The 15,989-nt window shown below is 67.8% G+C and carries 16 protein-coding genes; 12 read left to right on the plus strand and 4 right to left on the minus strand.

What is annotated here, in order from left to right:
- Window positions 1–27 precede the first annotated feature (27 nt).
- The gene (locus tag V7060_RS01590) at window positions 28–456 is read right to left on the minus strand and encodes an organic hydroperoxide resistance protein (protein WP_334177508.1); all 429 of its coding nucleotides are present in this window, start codon (window positions 454–456) and stop codon (window positions 28–30) included.
- A 122-nt stretch (window positions 457–578) separates the two neighbouring features.
- Between V7060_RS01590 and V7060_RS01595 the strand changes: the two genes are divergently transcribed.
- The gene (locus V7060_RS01595) at window positions 579–1,406 is read left to right on the plus strand and encodes an AraC family transcriptional regulator (protein ID WP_334177509.1); all 828 of its coding nucleotides are present in this window, start codon (window positions 579–581) and stop codon (window positions 1,404–1,406) included.
- Window positions 1,407–1,410: 4 nt separating this feature from the next.
- Here V7060_RS01595 and V7060_RS01600 read toward each other — a convergent pair whose 3' ends face one another.
- Genes V7060_RS01600 through V7060_RS01610 form a run of 3 tightly spaced genes read right to left on the minus strand, consistent with a single transcriptional unit; the run spans window position 1,411 to window position 4,102 of the window.
- A complete protein-coding gene (locus V7060_RS01600) occupies window positions 1,411–2,532 on the minus strand; it encodes a metallophosphoesterase (RefSeq protein ID WP_334177510.1) in 1,122 nt (373 codons plus the stop codon).
- Window positions 2,529–3,557, minus strand: a complete 1,029-nt coding sequence (locus V7060_RS01605; protein WP_334177511.1) for a FecR family protein — start codon at window positions 3,555–3,557, stop codon at window positions 2,529–2,531. The genes V7060_RS01600 and V7060_RS01605 overlap by 4 nt, the downstream gene beginning before the upstream one ends.
- Complete coding sequence (locus tag V7060_RS01610) at window positions 3,554–4,102, minus strand: RNA polymerase sigma factor (protein WP_334177512.1); 549 nt, start codon at window positions 4,100–4,102, stop codon at window positions 3,554–3,556. Before V7060_RS01610 ends, V7060_RS01605 begins: the two co-directional genes overlap by 4 nt.
- 167 nt (window positions 4,103–4,269) lie before the next feature.
- Here V7060_RS01610 and V7060_RS01615 point away from each other — a divergent pair, with 167 nt between their 5' ends.
- The 11 genes from V7060_RS01615 (at window position 4,270) to tolA (ending at window position 15,964) form a co-directional block, all read left to right on the plus strand.
- Window positions 4,270–7,368 carry a TonB-dependent receptor gene (locus tag V7060_RS01615; protein WP_334177513.1) on the plus strand — a complete coding sequence of 1,033 codons (3,099 nt, stop codon included), beginning with the start codon at window positions 4,270–4,272 and terminating at the stop codon, window positions 7,366–7,368.
- A 98-nt stretch (window positions 7,369–7,466) separates the two neighbouring features.
- Window positions 7,467–8,105, plus strand: a complete 639-nt coding sequence (locus tag V7060_RS01620; RefSeq protein ID WP_334177514.1) for an alpha/beta hydrolase — start codon at window positions 7,467–7,469, stop codon at window positions 8,103–8,105.
- A 57-nt stretch (window positions 8,106–8,162) separates the two neighbouring features.
- Complete coding sequence (locus V7060_RS01625) at window positions 8,163–8,894, plus strand: YebC/PmpR family DNA-binding transcriptional regulator (protein ID WP_334177515.1); 732 nt, start codon at window positions 8,163–8,165, stop codon at window positions 8,892–8,894.
- 108 nt (window positions 8,895–9,002) lie between these two features.
- Window positions 9,003–9,524, plus strand: a complete 522-nt coding sequence (ruvC, locus tag V7060_RS01630) for a crossover junction endodeoxyribonuclease RuvC (protein WP_334177516.1) — start codon at window positions 9,003–9,005, stop codon at window positions 9,522–9,524.
- On the plus strand, window positions 9,521–10,108 hold the full coding sequence (ruvA, locus tag V7060_RS01635; RefSeq protein WP_334177517.1) for a Holliday junction branch migration protein RuvA: 588 nt from the start codon (window positions 9,521–9,523) through the stop codon (window positions 10,106–10,108). The genes ruvC and ruvA overlap by 4 nt, the downstream gene beginning before the upstream one ends.
- Before the next feature lie 52 nt (window positions 10,109–10,160).
- Window positions 10,161–12,083, plus strand: coding sequence for a potassium transporter Kup (locus tag V7060_RS01640; RefSeq protein WP_334177518.1), 1,923 nt, complete (start codon window positions 10,161–10,163; stop codon window positions 12,081–12,083).
- Window positions 12,084–12,119: 36 nt separating this feature from the next.
- Window positions 12,120–13,160 (plus strand): Holliday junction branch migration DNA helicase RuvB, encoded by a 1,041-nt coding sequence (gene ruvB / locus V7060_RS01645; RefSeq protein ID WP_334177519.1) that lies wholly within the window; start codon window positions 12,120–12,122, stop codon window positions 13,158–13,160.
- 52 nt (window positions 13,161–13,212) lie between these two features.
- On the plus strand, window positions 13,213–13,668 hold the full coding sequence (gene ybgC / locus V7060_RS01650) for a tol-pal system-associated acyl-CoA thioesterase (protein WP_334177520.1): 456 nt from the start codon (window positions 13,213–13,215) through the stop codon (window positions 13,666–13,668).
- 39 nt (window positions 13,669–13,707) lie between these two features.
- A complete protein-coding gene (gene tolQ, locus V7060_RS01655) occupies window positions 13,708–14,481 on the plus strand; it encodes a protein TolQ (protein WP_334177521.1) in 774 nt (257 codons plus the stop codon).
- Between the two features lie 12 nt (window positions 14,482–14,493).
- A complete protein-coding gene (locus tag V7060_RS01660) occupies window positions 14,494–14,937 on the plus strand; it encodes an ExbD/TolR family protein (RefSeq protein WP_334177522.1) in 444 nt (147 codons plus the stop codon).
- Window positions 14,927–15,964 (plus strand): cell envelope integrity protein TolA, encoded by a 1,038-nt coding sequence (gene tolA, locus V7060_RS01665; RefSeq protein ID WP_334177523.1) that lies wholly within the window; start codon window positions 14,927–14,929, stop codon window positions 15,962–15,964. Before V7060_RS01660 ends, tolA begins: the two co-directional genes overlap by 11 nt.
- Window positions 15,965–15,989 lie beyond the last annotated feature (25 nt).

Below are 15,989 nucleotides of genomic sequence, written 5' to 3' on the forward strand. Positions count from 1 at the left end.
CAAAAGGTGGTGGGTCAGGAAGGAGGATCAGTCGGCGAGCACCAGCGTCACGTCGATATTGCCGCGCGTGGCGTTGGAGTACGGGCAGACGATGTGGGCGGCGTCGACCAGGGCTTGCAGCTGTTCGCGCTCGACGCCCGGGGCGGCGATGGTCAGCTCGGCCTGGATGCCGAAGCCGGTGGGGATCTGGCCGATGCCGACCTTGCCCGTGACGGTGGTGGAGGCGGGCAGGGCGATCTTCTGCTTGCCGGCGACGAACTTCAGCGCGCCGAGGAAGCAGGCCGAATAACCGGCTGCGAACAGCTGTTCCGGGTTGGTGCCGTCGCCGCCGGCGCCGCCCAGCTCGCGCGGGGTGGTCAGCTTGACGTCCAGCACGCCGTCGGACGAGGTGGCCTGGCCTTCGCGGCCGCCCGAGGCGGTGGCGGTGGCGGTGTAGAGGATGTTTTCGATGGACATGGCGGTTTCCTTGGTTGGGTTGGGGTGGTCCGGCGGGCTGCCGTCCGGTGAGGTGTACTTTGCGCCGTCACGGCGTACGTCGGGTGATATAGAATCCTGAAAACTTGATCAGGAGTTCCGACATGGTCGACCGGCTTGCCGTCCTGCTGGACCGTTTCTCGGTCAGCGCCCAGGTGTTCAATGCCGGCGCGTTGTGCGGCATCAATACGCTCGAGGCCGAAGCGGGGGCGGGCCAGCTGCACCTGATCCGTCAGGGACCGCTGGAGGTTGTCCACGGCTCCACCACGCTGCGGATCGACGAACCCAGCCTGCTGCTCTTCCCGCGCGCGATGACGCACCGCTTCATCAGCGACACGGTGCGCGGCGTCGACATGACCTGCGCGACGTTGCGGTTCGAAGGCGGCGACCAGAACCCGATCTGCGCGGCGCTGCCGGACGTGGTCTGCCTGCCCCTGTCGCGCATCCACGGCGCGGAAGACGTGCTGGCGCTGCTGTTCGAGGAAGCCTTCACCCAGCGCTGCGGGCGCACGGCGCTGGTCAACCGGCTGTTCGAAGTGGTGATGATCCAGGTGCTGCGCCAGCTGATGGAAAGCGGCGACGTGAAGGGCGGCATGCTCGCCGGGCTGGGGCATCCGCGCCTGCGCAACGCGATCGTGGCCATGCACGAGTCGCCGGCGAAGGACTGGTCGCTGGAGGATCTGGCGCGCGTGGCCGGCATGTCGCGCACGGTGTTCGCGTCGACCTTCCGCGAAGCGCTCGGCGTCACGCCCGGCCAGTACCTGCAGGGCTGGCGCGTGGGCCTGGCGCAGCAGGCGCTGCGGCACGGCCGTCCGTTGAAGGTGGTCGCCTCGGACGTCGGTTACGGCAGCGAGGCGGCGCTATCGCGCGCCTTCAAGGCGCATAGCGGCGTGTCGCCGCGGGAGTGGAAGCGGCGACAGGTCGCCGCCTGAGGGTTCAGTCCTTGTCGGGCGGCGCGGCCTGGCGCTCGGGCAGCGCCTCGCGTGTGCCGTCGAGCAGGCCGCGCGTGAGCGTGCCGTGTTCGATGAAGAGCAGCTGCCCCGATTCGCCGCGCTTGATGCCGCTGTCGATGGCGATGACACGTCCGTCGTGGAAGCTGACCACTTCGTCCATCGTGGTATGGCCCACGACGATGCGCGCGAGGCCGAGCTGGTCCACCAGCGCGTGCACCTGCGGCGTCGCCAGTTCGCCGTTGAAGTAGCCGCGGTACCAGATCGGGCTGCGCTTGCCGTCGTAGAGGCGGGACGTCGCCGGATCGGATTTCACGGTGTCCTTGGCGATGCCGAGCGAGCCGCGATACGCAGTGTTGGTGGCACCGATGCCCGCGACCAGATCGAGGTTCTCCGGTGCAATGCCGCCATGCAGGAACAACGTGTCGCCCAGCTTCAGCATCACCGGCCGCGTGCGCAGCCAGCCGCCGATCACGGTATCGGCGCCGTACAGGGCGGCGTAAGGGCGGCCGAGCAGGCGCGCGACCTCGACGTACTTTGGATTGACATAGCGCAGGTCGTCGTACAGCACCATGGTTTCGTGGTTGCCGAGCAGGAAATGCACGGCACCGCCGGCGGCCTGCGCCTGCTGCTGCAGCTGGAACAGCAGCCAGAACACCTCGTTGACCTTGTCGCCGCGGTCGAACACGTCGCCGGTGATGACCAGATGGTCGCGGCCCAGCGCCCAGTCGTCGTTGCCGTCGATCACGCGATGTGCGCGCAGCAACTTGACCATCAGGTCGTACTGACCGTGGATGTCGGACAGTGCCACGATGCGGCGGCCGTCGTAGGGCACCGCTTCAGGGTCGGCCAGGCGCGGCGGAATAACGGCGGGCCGCCCAAGGCCGCAGCGCGGTGCGATCGTGGTATCCCCGCGACGCTTGCGGTACGCCTCGCGTTCGGCCTTGCCGTCGCACACCCACAATGCTTCGTAGCGGCCCGCGCTCCGCTGGACGACATACGGACCGTCGTCGATCGCGGCGGTCGGGCCGGCGCCGGCTTCCTGCGCCAAGGCGGGCGACAGGCACGCGAGCACCAGCCAGGCGGCGGCGAAGACCTTTCCGATCATGGTGACTTCCCCAGTACGTGCGTGCCGTTGGCGGTGTGGTGTTCGGGGATGCCGTACACCTCGCCCAGTGCACCGATGAAGGCATCGACGTCGTCGCCGCGGAACACGCCGCTGACACGCTGCGCACCCAGCGACGGATCGGCCAGCACCACGCGCGTGTCGCTGTAGCGGTTGAACTCGGCGACGGCTTCGGCCAACGGCGTGTCGCTGAAGACCAGGCGACCCGACAGCCATGCGGGCCGCGCGCCGGCGACCACCATCGTCGCGCGCATCTGCATGTGCCCCGCGGACAGGCGTGCCTGCTGGCCTGGCACCAGCACGCCCAGGCGGCGTGGCGGTGCCCGGTCGCCGGTCCGCGCGCGAAGCTCCACGCTGCCTTCGTACAGGGCCACATCGGCGGCGCCAGCGACCTGCGAGACCTCGAATTGCGTGCCGAGCGCGCGCACGCCCCCGGCGTCGGTCACCACATCGAACGGACGTGCCGTGTCCTTGGCCACCTGGAAGAACGCGCGTCCCTGCTCGAGGACCACATGGCGGCTGTCGCCGTCGTAGCGAACGCGGAGTTGGGTGCCGGCGTCGAGGTCGACACGGGTGCCATCGTCCAGTTGCACGGAACGGCGCTCGCCGATGGTGGTCCGGTAGGCCACGTCGGCCGGCGCGGCGAGTCGCTGCGTGAAGAACGTACCCGCGGCCACCAGGGCCATGGCCGAGGCGATCGCCGCAGGCCAGCGGCGACGCGGCGTGATGCGCGCGCGTGGCGAGGCCATGTGCACGGGAACGGTTCGCGTCGCCTCGGCGATGCGGTCGCCGATCCCGGGAGCCGCAGCGAAATCGCCGAACGAGGACCACATGACCTCCACGCGCGTGTAGGCGGCGCGATGTGCGGGGTTGGCCTGCATCCAATGCCGCCACGCGTGGCGGTCGCCCTCGCTGGCATCGTCGGCGCGCAGGCGCACGAACCAGCGCGTGGCCTGCTGGTCGATGCTGTCGCCGCCGTCGATGAGGGTAAGGTCCGGTCTGCTCATGGCTCCGCCAGGCGCGCCTGCAGGTGGAGCAGGGCGCGCATCATGTGTTTCTCCACCGCACTGACGCTGACCTGCAGCTGCCGGGCGATGGCGGTGTAGGTCATGCCTTCGTAGCGTTGCAGCAGGAACACGTGCCGGCAGCGCGGCGACAGTTCGTCGAGCGCCGACAGCAACCGTTCCAGCCGCTCCCTGCTTGCGTAGACGTCATCGGTGCCGGGTTCCTCACTTGGCAACTCGTGCAGGGCGCCATCGATGGAGTCGTGCTGGCCGGCGCAGTGGCTGCGGTCGCGGCGGAAGCGGTCGCGCAGCAGGTTGGATGCGATCCGCAGTACATAGGCTTCGGCGTGCTCCACCTGCGCCGGCGACCGCACCAGACGCACGAGCGCTTCCTGCGCCAGGTCCTCGGCATCCGCCTCGTGCTGCAGGTGGCGGCGGAAGTAGCGCAGCAGCATGGGCCGGAAGCGCTGCGCATCCGATGACGTCAGGCGATCGCCCGTCGACGCGGCGTCGCCGCCCCCGGCATGGCGTTCTGGAATGTCGTTCACGTGGCGGATGTCCGGAGGCAATGGTGCGCGGAGAAATTAAGCGGTGGAATCGCTGGGCGCAACCGTGCGGAACGCAGTGAGGGATCGCCAACCGGTTGCGTCTGCCTTGGAAGGGGAGCGCTTTCCGATACCTCACATTTCCCAGCACGTCCAAGGGGGACGACTTGATGAACACTGCTCGTTACACGCCGCCTCATGGCCGCCGGACCGTCATCTCGCTTGCATTGGCCACGGCATTGGGGGCTTCGCTGATGGCGACTTCGCCGGTATCTGCGGCGCAGGCGGCATCCACGCACCAGTTCGTGGTCGGCAGCCAGCCGTTGGGGGATGCGCTGAACCGCGTGGCGCAGACCGCGGGCGTACAGATCATGGTGCCGCCGGAACTGGTGCGCGGCCGCACCGCCACCACGCTCTCGGGGCAGTACACCGTCAACCAGGCGCTCGACCGCTTGCTGACCGGTAGCGGACTGACCCATCGCAGCACGCGTGGCGGGGTGATCACGGTCGCCCGCGCGCAGGAAACGACCGCGCCGCCGAAGCCCGCGCCGCCGCCGCCGAAGCCCGCCCCGGCAGCGGTCGAGGAGCCGAAGGAAACCCGCGATCTCGCCGCCGTGCAGGTCACCGGCTCGCGCATCAAGCGCGCCGAGATCGAAGGGCCGTCGCCGGTCACCGTGATCACGGCACAGCAGATGGAGAACGAAGGCCATGCCACCGTGTTCGAAGCGCTGGAAACGCTGGTGATGGCGGGCGGTGCGGTGGAAACCGAACTCTCGGGCGGCTTCTCGGCCAACGCACACCCGCTGAACCTGCGTGGCCTCGGTCCCGGCCGCTCGCTGCTGCTGATCGATGGTCGTCGCGCGGCGGACTATCCGTTTCCGTACGAGGGACGCAGCAACTTCCAGAATTTCGGCAACATCCCGTCCGGCGCGGTGGAGCGCATCGAGATCCTCGCCGGCGGCGCCTCGGCGATCTATGGCGCAGACGCCGTGTCGGGTGTCGTCAACGTGGTGATGAAGCGCGGCTACGAAGGCGATGTCTTCAAGCTGCGTGGTGGCACCAGCACGATGGGTGGCCGCGATCGCGTGGACGCACAGTGGACCGGCGGCCGTGCAGGCGAGAACTGGAGCGTCACCTACGCCTTCCAGTACTACTACCAGGAGATGCTGTACGGCTTCCAGCGCGACGACTGGGACCTGCGCAAGAATCCGGCGGCCAATCCGCGCATCGGTTCCGAGCCGACTGCCGCGCTGCGCATCCGCCGCGGCGGGACCAGCAGCAGCAATCCGTTGATCGCATTGCCGGCCGGCACCTGCCAGCGCTGGGGCGACGAACTGGTCGACTGGACCTACCGCCGCATCAGCAGCGGCAACGTGCAGACGCTCGGCGACGCCTGCGGCAGCTGGAACGACGAGCGCTACGTGCACCTGAGCAAGGGCAAGAACGAAGCGGCGGCCTACGTGTTCGGCACCTACCATTTCAACGAACGGCTGGAAGGCTGGGCGTCCGCGCAAGTATGGGATTCCAAGGCCGAATCGCTGGGCGGCTTCGAAAGCATCACCGGCCCGCACACGGACGGCGTGGGCCGACGGGGCGACTTCTACGACCCGCAGTTCGCAGCGGTGATCGGTCCGACCCGCCTGTTGACGCCGGTGGACCTGGGCGGCGTGGAGAGCATGAACCAGCACTACAAGGAGCGCTCGTTCGACCTGGCCGTAGGCTTGCGCGGCAAGCTGGGCGATCGGTTCGACTGGGATGCCACGCTGAGCCGCGCCGAATACGATTTCCAGCGGACGCGCCGCCGCATGGTCGGCAATCTGGTCAACGACTTCTTCTTCGGTCCACAGCAGGGCACGCGCCCCAACGGCGTGCCGATCTATACGATGAACCTGGGGCGCTGGCTGCGTCCGCTGACGCCGGACGAATACGCATCGATCTCCACGCTGGCCAAATACGAGGCCGAATCGTGGGTGACGACGGGCAGCTTCGTGGTGACCGGCGACCTGTTCGAATTGCCCGCCGGTCCGGTCGGCATGGCCGTGGTACTGGAAGCCAGCCAGCAGGGTTATGAATTGAACAGCGATCCACGCGTGCAGCCCGGCGTGGTGCAGCTGTACAACCTCACCGGCACCAATGGTGGCGGCGAGCGCGATCGTTATGCGGCCGGCATCGAATTCAGCATCCCGATCACCGAGACGCTGAAGGCCAGCCTGGCCGGGCGCTTCGACAAGTACGACGACATCACCGCGGTGGACGACGCGAAGACATGGAATGCCGGCCTGGAGTGGCGGCCGATCGATTCGCTGCTGATCCGCGGCGCGTATGCGACCAGCTTCAAGGCGCCGGACCTGCATTGGGTCTTCAGCGAAGGCAGCGGCAGCTTCGGCAACGCCACCGACGCGTGGCGCTGCATCGCCGCCGGCGCCAATCCCGGCTGTTCGGGCTACAGCTACTCCGTGTTCTCGGTGACGCGCGGCGATCCGAACCTGGAAGAGGAGACGGGCAAGTCGTGGAGCGCCGGTTTTGTCTGGGACATCATGGATGGCCTGTCGATCAACGCCGACTACTGGAACATCGAGCTGAACGGCGCGCTCGAACGCCTGGCGACCGCCAACATCCTGGCCGACGAAGCCGGGTGCCGCACGGGCCGCAGCCTCAACGGGCAGCCGTTCGGCTTCGCCGGCGACTCCGCCTATTGCCAGCTGGTCACCGGCCTGGTCACGCGACGCGCGGAGGACGGGCAGGCGATCGACCGGGTGGCGGAAGTGCGCTCGTTGCCGATCAACCAGGCGTACCGCCGGGTCGCCGGTGTCGACGCCGGCCTGAACTGGCGCGTGAACACGGAGCGTTTCGGTCGCTACACCATGCGGCTCAACTGGTCGCACACGCTGACGTCCGAACGGCAGATCGTGGCCACCGACGCGATCGAAACCAACTGGCGCGACGATCCGGAAAACCTTGATTTCCGCAGCCGTGCGACGGCGGGCCTCGACTGGAAGGGTGGCGACTGGACCGCCAGCCTGTTCACCACGCGCTACGGCAGCCTGCCCAAGTATGGTGGCGAGGGACGGACCGGCGTGCACTACCTGTGGAACGCCAACGTCGGCAAGCAGATCACCGACAGGGCGCAGGTGAAGTTCTACGTCAACAACCTGTTCAACAACCTGCATCCGCAGGACGAGACCAACAGCAGCTTTCCGTACTTCTACGACGTCTACAACCCGGTCGGCCGCGAAGTTGCGGTGCAGTTCGAGTACGCATTCCGCTAGCGAGCACCCGCAGGATGCGGGGCTGGTGGGTGGCGCCCGGGCAACCGGGCGCTTTTTTTTCGATTGGCGCCGCCGCCCGCTTGGCCGACACTGGTGGCATGGATGAATCGACGAACACCACCCCGCGCATCGTGCTGGTGCACGGCATCTGGAATGCGCGCTCGTGGCTGATGCCGCTGGCGCGGCGGTTGCGGGGTGAAGGCTTCGAGGTCGATGTCTTCGGCTATCCGAGCATCGTCGGCGGCCCCGAACCGGCCATCGACCTGCTCATCGAGCGCCTGCGCGGTGGCCCGCCGGTGCACCTGGCGGGGCACAGCCTGGGTGGCATGATCGTGCTGGAGGCCTTGCGTCGCGCACCCGACCTGCCGGTGCAGCGCGCCGTCTGCCTGGGTTCGCCGCTGTGTGGCAGCCATGCGGCCCGCAGCCTGGGGCAGCGTCCATGGACGGTTCCCGTGCTGGGGCGCAGCGGCGCGCTGTTGCAGGCGGGCTGTCCGCCGTGGGAGGGCGCGGTGCCCGTCGGCATGGTGGCGGGCAACGTGGCCCGCGGCATCGGTCGGCTGATCGCGCGTTTCGACGGCGAATCCGACGGCACGGTGGGTCTGGAGGAAACCCGGCTGCCCGGACTGGCCGCGCATTGCGTCGTGCCGGCCAGCCATACGGGCCTGGTGTTTTCGGCGGACGCCGCACGCCAGGCCGCCTGTTTCCTGCGCGAGGGCCGATTCGACGGCCAGGACTGACGGCCGCGCGGGGGCGCGTATAATCCGCGCCCTTGTCAGTGCACGCCGGACGTCACCATGGGCAGAGGCCCTTCCATCGAAGCCCGCAAGAACGCCACCGACGCCAAGCGCGGCAAGATCTTCACCAAGATCATCCGCGAGATCGGCGTGGCGGCGCGCGCCGGCGGCGGCGATCCCGCCAACAACCCGCGCCTGCGCGCGGCGGTGGACAAGGGCCTGTCCGCCAACATGTCGAAGGACGTCATCGAGCGTGCCATCAAGAAGGCGACCGGTGAGCTGGAAGGCGTGGTGTTCGAAGAGATCCGCTACGAGGGCTACGCGCCGGGTGGTGTCGCCGTGATCGTCGACTGCCTGACCGACAACCGCGTGCGCACCGTGGCCGAAGTGCGCCATGCCTTCGGCAAGCACGGCGGCAACATGGGCACCGAGGGCTCGGTGGCCTTCATGTTCAAGCGCCTGGGCGTGCTGAGCTATGCGCCGGGCGCCGACGAAGAGAAAATCACCGAAGCCGCCATCGAGTCGGGTGCCGACGACATCGTCGTCTACCCGGACGACGGCTCCATCGACGTGGTTACTTCCCCCGACGCGTTCCAGGCCGTGAAGGACGCCATGACCGCCGCGGGCCTGGTGCCCGACCACGCCGAGATCACCTACCGTGCCGACAACGACATCGCCGTGCAGGGCGACACCGCCCTGCAGGTGAAGAAGCTGCTGGACATGCTGGAAGACCTGGACGACGTGCAGGACGTCTATTCCAACGCCGACCTCGGCGCGGATGCGTATGCGTAGGAGCGGTGATGCGGGACTGGTGATTCGGGATTCGCAAGCGCGCGCTCCCCTGGTCGCTTCCCTTGCCGCTTCTTCCAGCCACGAATCGCCCATCACGAATCACGTTCCGTGACCCGCATCCTCGGCATCGACCCCGGCTCGCAGCGCACCGGCATCGGCATCATCGATGTCGATGCCGCGGGCAAGGTCACGCATGTCCACCACGCACCCCTGGTGCTGCTGGGCGCGGACGATTTCCCGCAACGCCTGCGCCGCCTGCTGGACGGCCTCACCGAGGCCATCGTGACCTGGCAGCCGGACGAAGTGGCCATCGAAAAAGTCTTCATGGCGCGCAATCCCGATTCGGCATTGAAACTTGGGCAGGCGCGCGGCGCCGCCATCAGTGCCGTCGTGCTGCGCGACCTGCCGGTGCACGAGTACGCCGCCAAGGAAGTGAAACTGGCCGTGGTCGGTCGCGGCAGCGCCGAGAAGACGCAGATCCAGCACATGGTCGGCATTATGCTCAACCTGCACGGCAAGCTGCAGGCCGATGCCGCCGACGCGCTGGCCGTCGCCATCACCCACGCGCACGTACGCGCCACCGCCAAGCGGCTGGGCGTGAGTTCGCAACTGGCCTGGAGCAGGAAATGATCGGACGTCTGCGCGGCATCCTGGCGTACAAGTCGCCGCCCTGGCTGGTGATCGACGTTGGTGGCGTGGGCTACGAACTGGAGGCGCCCATGAGCACCTTCTACGACCTGCCGGACGTGGGCCGCGAGGTGCTGCTGTTCACCCATTACGCACAGAAGGAAGACAGCGTGTCGCTGTACGGCTTCCTGCGCGAGGGCGAACGCAGGCTGTTCCGCGACGTGCAGAAAGTCACCGGCATCGGCGCGAAGATCGCGCTGGCCGTGCTGTCCGGGGCCAGCGTGGACGAGTTCGCGCGCATGGTGCAGGCCGGCGACATCACCGCGCTGACGCGCATCCCCGGCATCGGCAAGAAGACCGCCGAGCGCATGGTGGTCGAGTTGCGCGACCGCGCCGCTGACCTGATGGGCACGGGCGTGGGCGGCATCACCGCGCTGCCGGCCGATCCGCAATCGGAGGCCACCATCGCCCTGCAGCAACTGGGCTACAAACCGGCCGAAGCCACGCGGATGGCGCGCGATGCCACCGCGCCGGGCGACGATGCCGCGATGATCATCCGCAAGGCGCTGCAGGCCGCGCTGCGCTGACCGTCGTCCTAGAGCATCCCTTCACTTCCACAGCGCTACCCTTCCGGCCGCCATGTCCACCCCATCGCATTCCACGTCGTCCGCCCCCCATGGCGATCACCACGGGCACGGCAACGCCAGTCTCGGCACCCTGGTCATCGGCGCCATCGGCGTGGTGTTCGGCGACATCGGCACCAGCCCGCTCTACACCCTGAAGGAGGCGTTCTCCGGCCATTACGGCCTGGTGCCCGACCACGACACCGTGCTCGGCGTGCTGTCGCTGGTGTTCTGGGCGCTGACGATGGTGGTCACGGTGAAGTACGTGACCATCATCATGCGCGCCGACAACGAGGGCGAGGGCGGCATCATGGCGCTGATGGCGCTGGCCCAGCGCAGCCTGGTCAAGGGATCGCGTTCGGCTTACCTCGTCGGCATCCTCGGCATCTTCGGGGCGTCACTGTTCTTCGGCGACGGCGTCATCACGCCCGCCATCTCGGTGCTGTCGGCGGTGGAGGGCCTGGAGGTGGTCGCGCCGCAGATGCACAGCTGGATCGTGCCGATCACGCTGGTGGTGCTGGTCAGCCTGTTCGCCACCCAGCGCTTCGGCACCGCCAAGGTAGGCAAGGTGTTCGGTCCGGTCACCGTCACCTGGTTCCTGGTGCTGGCGGTGCTGGGGGTGATCAACATCACCCATGAGACCGAAGTGCTGCACGCGATCAACCCGGCCTGGGCGGTCAACTTCTTCCTCACCCACCATTGGCACGGCATTTTCATCCTGGGCGCCGTGGTGCTGGCGGTGACCGGTGGCGAAGCGATCTATACGGACATGGGCCACTTCGGCGCGCGCCCCATCCGGCTGGCGTGGTACTGGTTCGTGCTGCCGGCGCTGATGCTCAACTACCTGGGCCAGGGCGCGCTGATCCTCGAGAATCCGGCCGCGGTCAAGAACCCGTTCTACATCGGCGTGCCGGAATGGGGGCGCATCCCGATGATCGTGCTGGCGACCGCCGCCACCGTCATCGCGTCGCAGGCGGTCATCACCGGCGGCTTCTCCATCGCGCGGCAGGCCATGCAGCTGGGTTACATCCCGCGCATGCACATCAAGCACACCTCGCACGACACCATCGGCCAGATCTACATCCCCGGCATCAACTGGATGATGATGATCATCGTCATCGGACTGGTGCTGGCGTTCCGCAGCTCGTCGGCGCTGGCCACGGCGTACGGCATCTCGGTATCGGCCACCATGCTGATCGACACGTTGCTGCTGGCCATCGTGGCGCGCGCGCTGTGGCCGAAGTGGCGTCGCTGGGTATTGCCGCTGTGCGCGGTATTCCTGGTCGCCGACGTCGCGTTCGTGATCGCCAACGGCGCGAAGATCCTGCAGGGCGGCTGGTTCCCGGTCGTGCTGGGTACGATGCTGTTCACCCTGCTGCGTACCTGGCGTCGTGGCCGCGAGCTGCTGACCGCCGAGATCCGCAAGGACGGCATCCAGCTGGACACCTTCCTGCCGGGCCTGATGCTCGCGCCGCCGGTGCGCGTGCCGGGCACGGCCGTGTTCCTCACCGCGCAGACCGGCATGGTGCCGCATGCGCTGCTGCACAACCTCAAGCACAACAAGGTGCTGCACGAGCGCAACGTGTTCCTGACCGTGGAAACGTTGACCGTGCCGTACGCGCCGCAGGCGAAGAAGCTGAAGATCGAGTCGATCGGCGACGACTTCTACCGCGTGATCGTGCGCTACGGCTTCATGGAGACGCCGGACGTGCCGGCGGCACTGATGCGCTCCTGCGACAAGGGCGGCATCTATTTCGATCCGATGGACACCACCTACTTCGCCAGCCGCGAAAGCGTGGTCGCCAGCCGCCGCCGCGGCATGCCGATCTGGCGCGACAAGCTGTTCGCGGTCATGCACCGCAACGCCGCGCCTGCGACCGGTTTCTTCCGCATTCCCGGCAACCGGCTGGTGGAACTGGGCGCGCAGGTGGAGATCTGACGGAGAACCGGTTGGCATTTCGGCCATAATCGCGCCATGACCGCCGACCGCATCATCGCCTCGTCCGCCACCCGCGAAGACGACGCCATCGAAGACAGCATCCGCCCCAAGCGGCTGGACGAATACCTGGGCCAGAAGCCGGTCCGCGAGCAGTTGGACATCTACATCCGGGCAGCGAAAGGCCGAGGCGAAGCGCTGGACCACGTGCTGATCTTCGGGCCGCCCGGACTCGGCAAGACCACGCTGAGCCATGTCATCGCCAACGAACTCGGCGTGAACCTGCGCGTGACCTCCGGCCCGGTGATCGAGAAGGCTGGCGACCTGGCCGCGCTGTTGACCAACCTGCAGCCGCACGACGTGCTGTTCGTCGACGAGATCCATCGCCTGTCGCCGGTCGTGGAGGAAGTGCTGTACCCGGCGATGGAAGATTTCCAGATCGACATCATGATCGGCGAAGGCCCGGCGGCGCGTTCGATCAAGCTGGACCTGCCGCCGTTCACGCTGATCGGCGCCACCACGCGCGCCGGCCTGCTGACCGCACCGCTGCGCGACCGTTTCGGCATCGTGCAGCGCCTGGAGTTCTATTCGCCCGAGGAACTCACCCGCATCGTGCAGCGCTCGGCCCGCATCCTGGGCATGGACTGCGTGCCGGAAGGTGCCGCCGAGATCGCCCGCCGGGCGCGCGGCACGCCCCGCATCGCCAATCGCCTGTTGCGGCGCGTGCGCGACTACGCGCAGGTCAAGGCGGACGGGCACATCGACGTGGGCGTGGCGCAGGCGGCCATGCAGATGCTGAAGGTGGACCCGGAGGGCTTCGACGAACTCGACCGCCGCATGCTGCGCACGATCGTCGACAGCTTCGATGGCGGCCCGGTGGGCGTGGAGTCGCTGGCCGCGGCGCTCAGCGAAGAGCGTGGCACGCTGGAGGACGTCATCGAGCCGTACCTGATCCAGCAGGGCTTCCTGATCCGCACTGCGCGCGGCCGCATGGCGACCCGCAAGGCCTACCTGCATCTCGGGTTGACGCCGAAGGGGCGGGCGCCCGAACCCGGCGATGCCGGCGGCGATCTCTTCTGACCCTCCACTGGTCATACGTTGGTATGCACCACACCGTGCGGGAGCGCATGCTTTGACGACTGATTCCACGACGATCGCCGCGGATGCCGCTCCGTTCATCTTTCCGACACGCGTCTATTGGGAAGATACCGACGCCGGTGGCGTGGTGTACCACGCGCAGTACGTGGCATTTCTGGAGCGGGCCCGAACCGAGTGGTTGAGGGCCCGCGGCTACGCCCAGGAGCGACTGCGCCAGACCCATGACCTGGTGTTCGCCGTCCGATCGATGCGCCTGGATTTCCTGCGCCCCGCCCGGCTGGACGATCTGCTGCAGGTCAGCGCGCACATCCACCAGTGCAAGCGGGCCAGCGTGGTCTTCGCGCAGTCCATCGAACGGGACGGCGAAATCCTGCTGACCGCCGAGGTGAAGGTCGCCGCGCTCACCGCATCGGGATTCAGACCCGTTGGGCTGCCCGAGGCGTTGTACCAGGAGTTCCGTCGGCTCGAGACCCCGGGCCGGCCGCTGTAACCCGACACGCAACACGAACCGAGAATCGAGGAACGACGGATGATCGCAACGCTGCTGGCCTTCCAGGACACCGTGGTCGAGGCATTGCCGCCCGAAGCCGCCGCTGCCGCCGCCGAGGCCACCGCCGCCACCGTGCACAGCGGGATCAACTACATCGACCTGATGCTCAAGGCGAGCCTGCCGGTCAAACTGATCGTGCTGCTGCTGTTGCTCGGGTCGGTGATCAGCTGGGTGATCATTTTCCGCAAGGCGCGCGTGTTCAAGCTCGCCAATCGCGACGCCGACGAATTCGAGGGCCGTTTCTGGTCGGGCGCCGAACTGCACAAGTTGTATGCGGGCGCTGCCGACCGCAACCGTGTGGTCACGGGCCTGGAGGCGATCTTCGAAGCCGGCTTCCGCGAATTCACCCGCCTGCGCGACAAGCGCGGCCTCGACGGGCGGGCGCAACTGGAAGGGGCGCAGCGCGCGATGCGCGTGACCTACACCCGCGAAGTCGACCAGTTGGAACGCAACCTGGAGCTGCTGGCCAACATCGGCTCGACGGCACCGTACGTGGGCCTGGTCGGCACCGTGTTCGGCATCATGGTCACCATGCACGACATGCTCAACAGTGGCGAGCAGGCCGGCATCGCGGCGGTCGCGCCCGGCATTTCCGAGGCGCTGTTCGCCACGGCGATCGGTCTGTTCGTGGCCATTCCCGCAGTGTGGGCGTACAACCGATTCACCACCCGCGTCGAGCGGCTGTCGGTGCGCTACGAGAACTTCGCCGAGGAGTTCAGCTCCATCCTCCAGCGCCAGAACTCGGCCGAGTAAGCGGGGCACGCCATGGCCGGAAGCATCTTCCATCGCAAGCGGCGCAAGCTGAAGTCCGAGATCAACGTCGTTCCCTACATCGACGTGATGCTGGTGCTGCTGATCATCTTCATGGTGACCGCGCCGCTGCTCACGCTGAGCGTGGACGTGAAGCTGCCCTCGTCCAACGCGAAGGCGGTGGAAACGCGCAACGAGCCGGTCATCGTCATTGCCTACCCCGACGGTCGCTACGGCCTGAAGCTGCCGGAAGCCAAGCATCCGGACGTGCTGGATGCCGCAACGCTCGAGGCCCGCATCGCCGCGATCCGCGCAGAGCAGGGCAGCGAGCTCCGCATCATGGTGGCCGCCGAAGGCGCGGCGCCGTACCAGAAGGTGCTCGATGCGATGGATGTGCTGCGTCGCGCGAAGGTCGGCAACGTCAGCCTGATGACCAACGCAGGTGGCAATGCACGCTGAGGTCCTCCAGCGACAACGCCCGGTGCGGGAAGAGGGGCTTGGCCAGGCGGTGGCATGGGCCGTCGGCCTGCACCTGCTGCTGCTCGTGCTGTTGCTGGTGTCGCCATACTTCACCTGGGACCGCGAGCGCCTGAACGCCGCAGGGTCGCAATCGATGGAGGCCACGCTCGACGTCTCGGCCGCCGACGCCCGCGCTGTCGAACGGGCGCTCGATTTCCAGCCGGAACCCATGCCCGAGCCGGTGCAGGAGCCGGCCCCTGAGGACACCATCCCGCCGCCGCAGCCGATCCCCGATCCCGCGCCGCAGGATGCGCCGGTCGAGCGGCAGGCGCAGGCGCAGGAACGCGTGCCGGTGCCGGATCAGGTGGACCAGGACGAAGCCCGCCGCGATGCGCTTTCGCAGGAAAAGGCGCGTCAGGAGCAGGAAGCCAAGCGTCGCCAGGAACAGATCGACCTGACCGAACGCAAGCGGCAGGAGCAGGCCGAGCAACAGCGGCGGCTCGCCGCCCAGCAGGAAGAAGACCGCCAGAAGCGCATCGCCGCCGAGGCGGCGCAGAAGGCCGAGGCCGACAAGAAGCGCCTGGAGGAAATCCGTCGCCAGCGTGCCCAGGCCGCCCGCGAAGCCCAGCTGGCCGAGCAGAAACTGCGGCAACTGGCGGATGCGCGTGCACGGCAGGCGGCCAGCGCGGCAACGCCCGCGTCGGCGCCGGCGACCGGTCCCGCAGGCACGGGTGGCACAGACGAAGATCTCCGTGGTCGCTACGCCGCCGCCATCCAGGAAGCGGTATTGCGCCAGTGGACGCGCCCCGAGTCCGTACCGGTTGGTACCCGGTGCCGCGTGGTGATCCGCCAACTGCCCGGCGGTGACGTGGTCAGTGCGGAAGTGCAGCCGGGCTGCGCGATGGACACCGCAGGCCAGGATTCCATCGAGCGCGCGGTACTGAAGGCGCGGCCGTTGCCGTACCGTGGCTTCGAGTCCGTCTTCGCCCGGACCCTGACCCTCAACTTCGAAGCCCGGGACCGCTGACTTCACGCAGCGTTTCGCTGCCTTC

The organism is Pseudoxanthomonas sp. (genome assembly GCF_036845285.1).
GTDB lineage: Bacteria > Pseudomonadota > Gammaproteobacteria > Xanthomonadales > Xanthomonadaceae > Pseudoxanthomonas_A.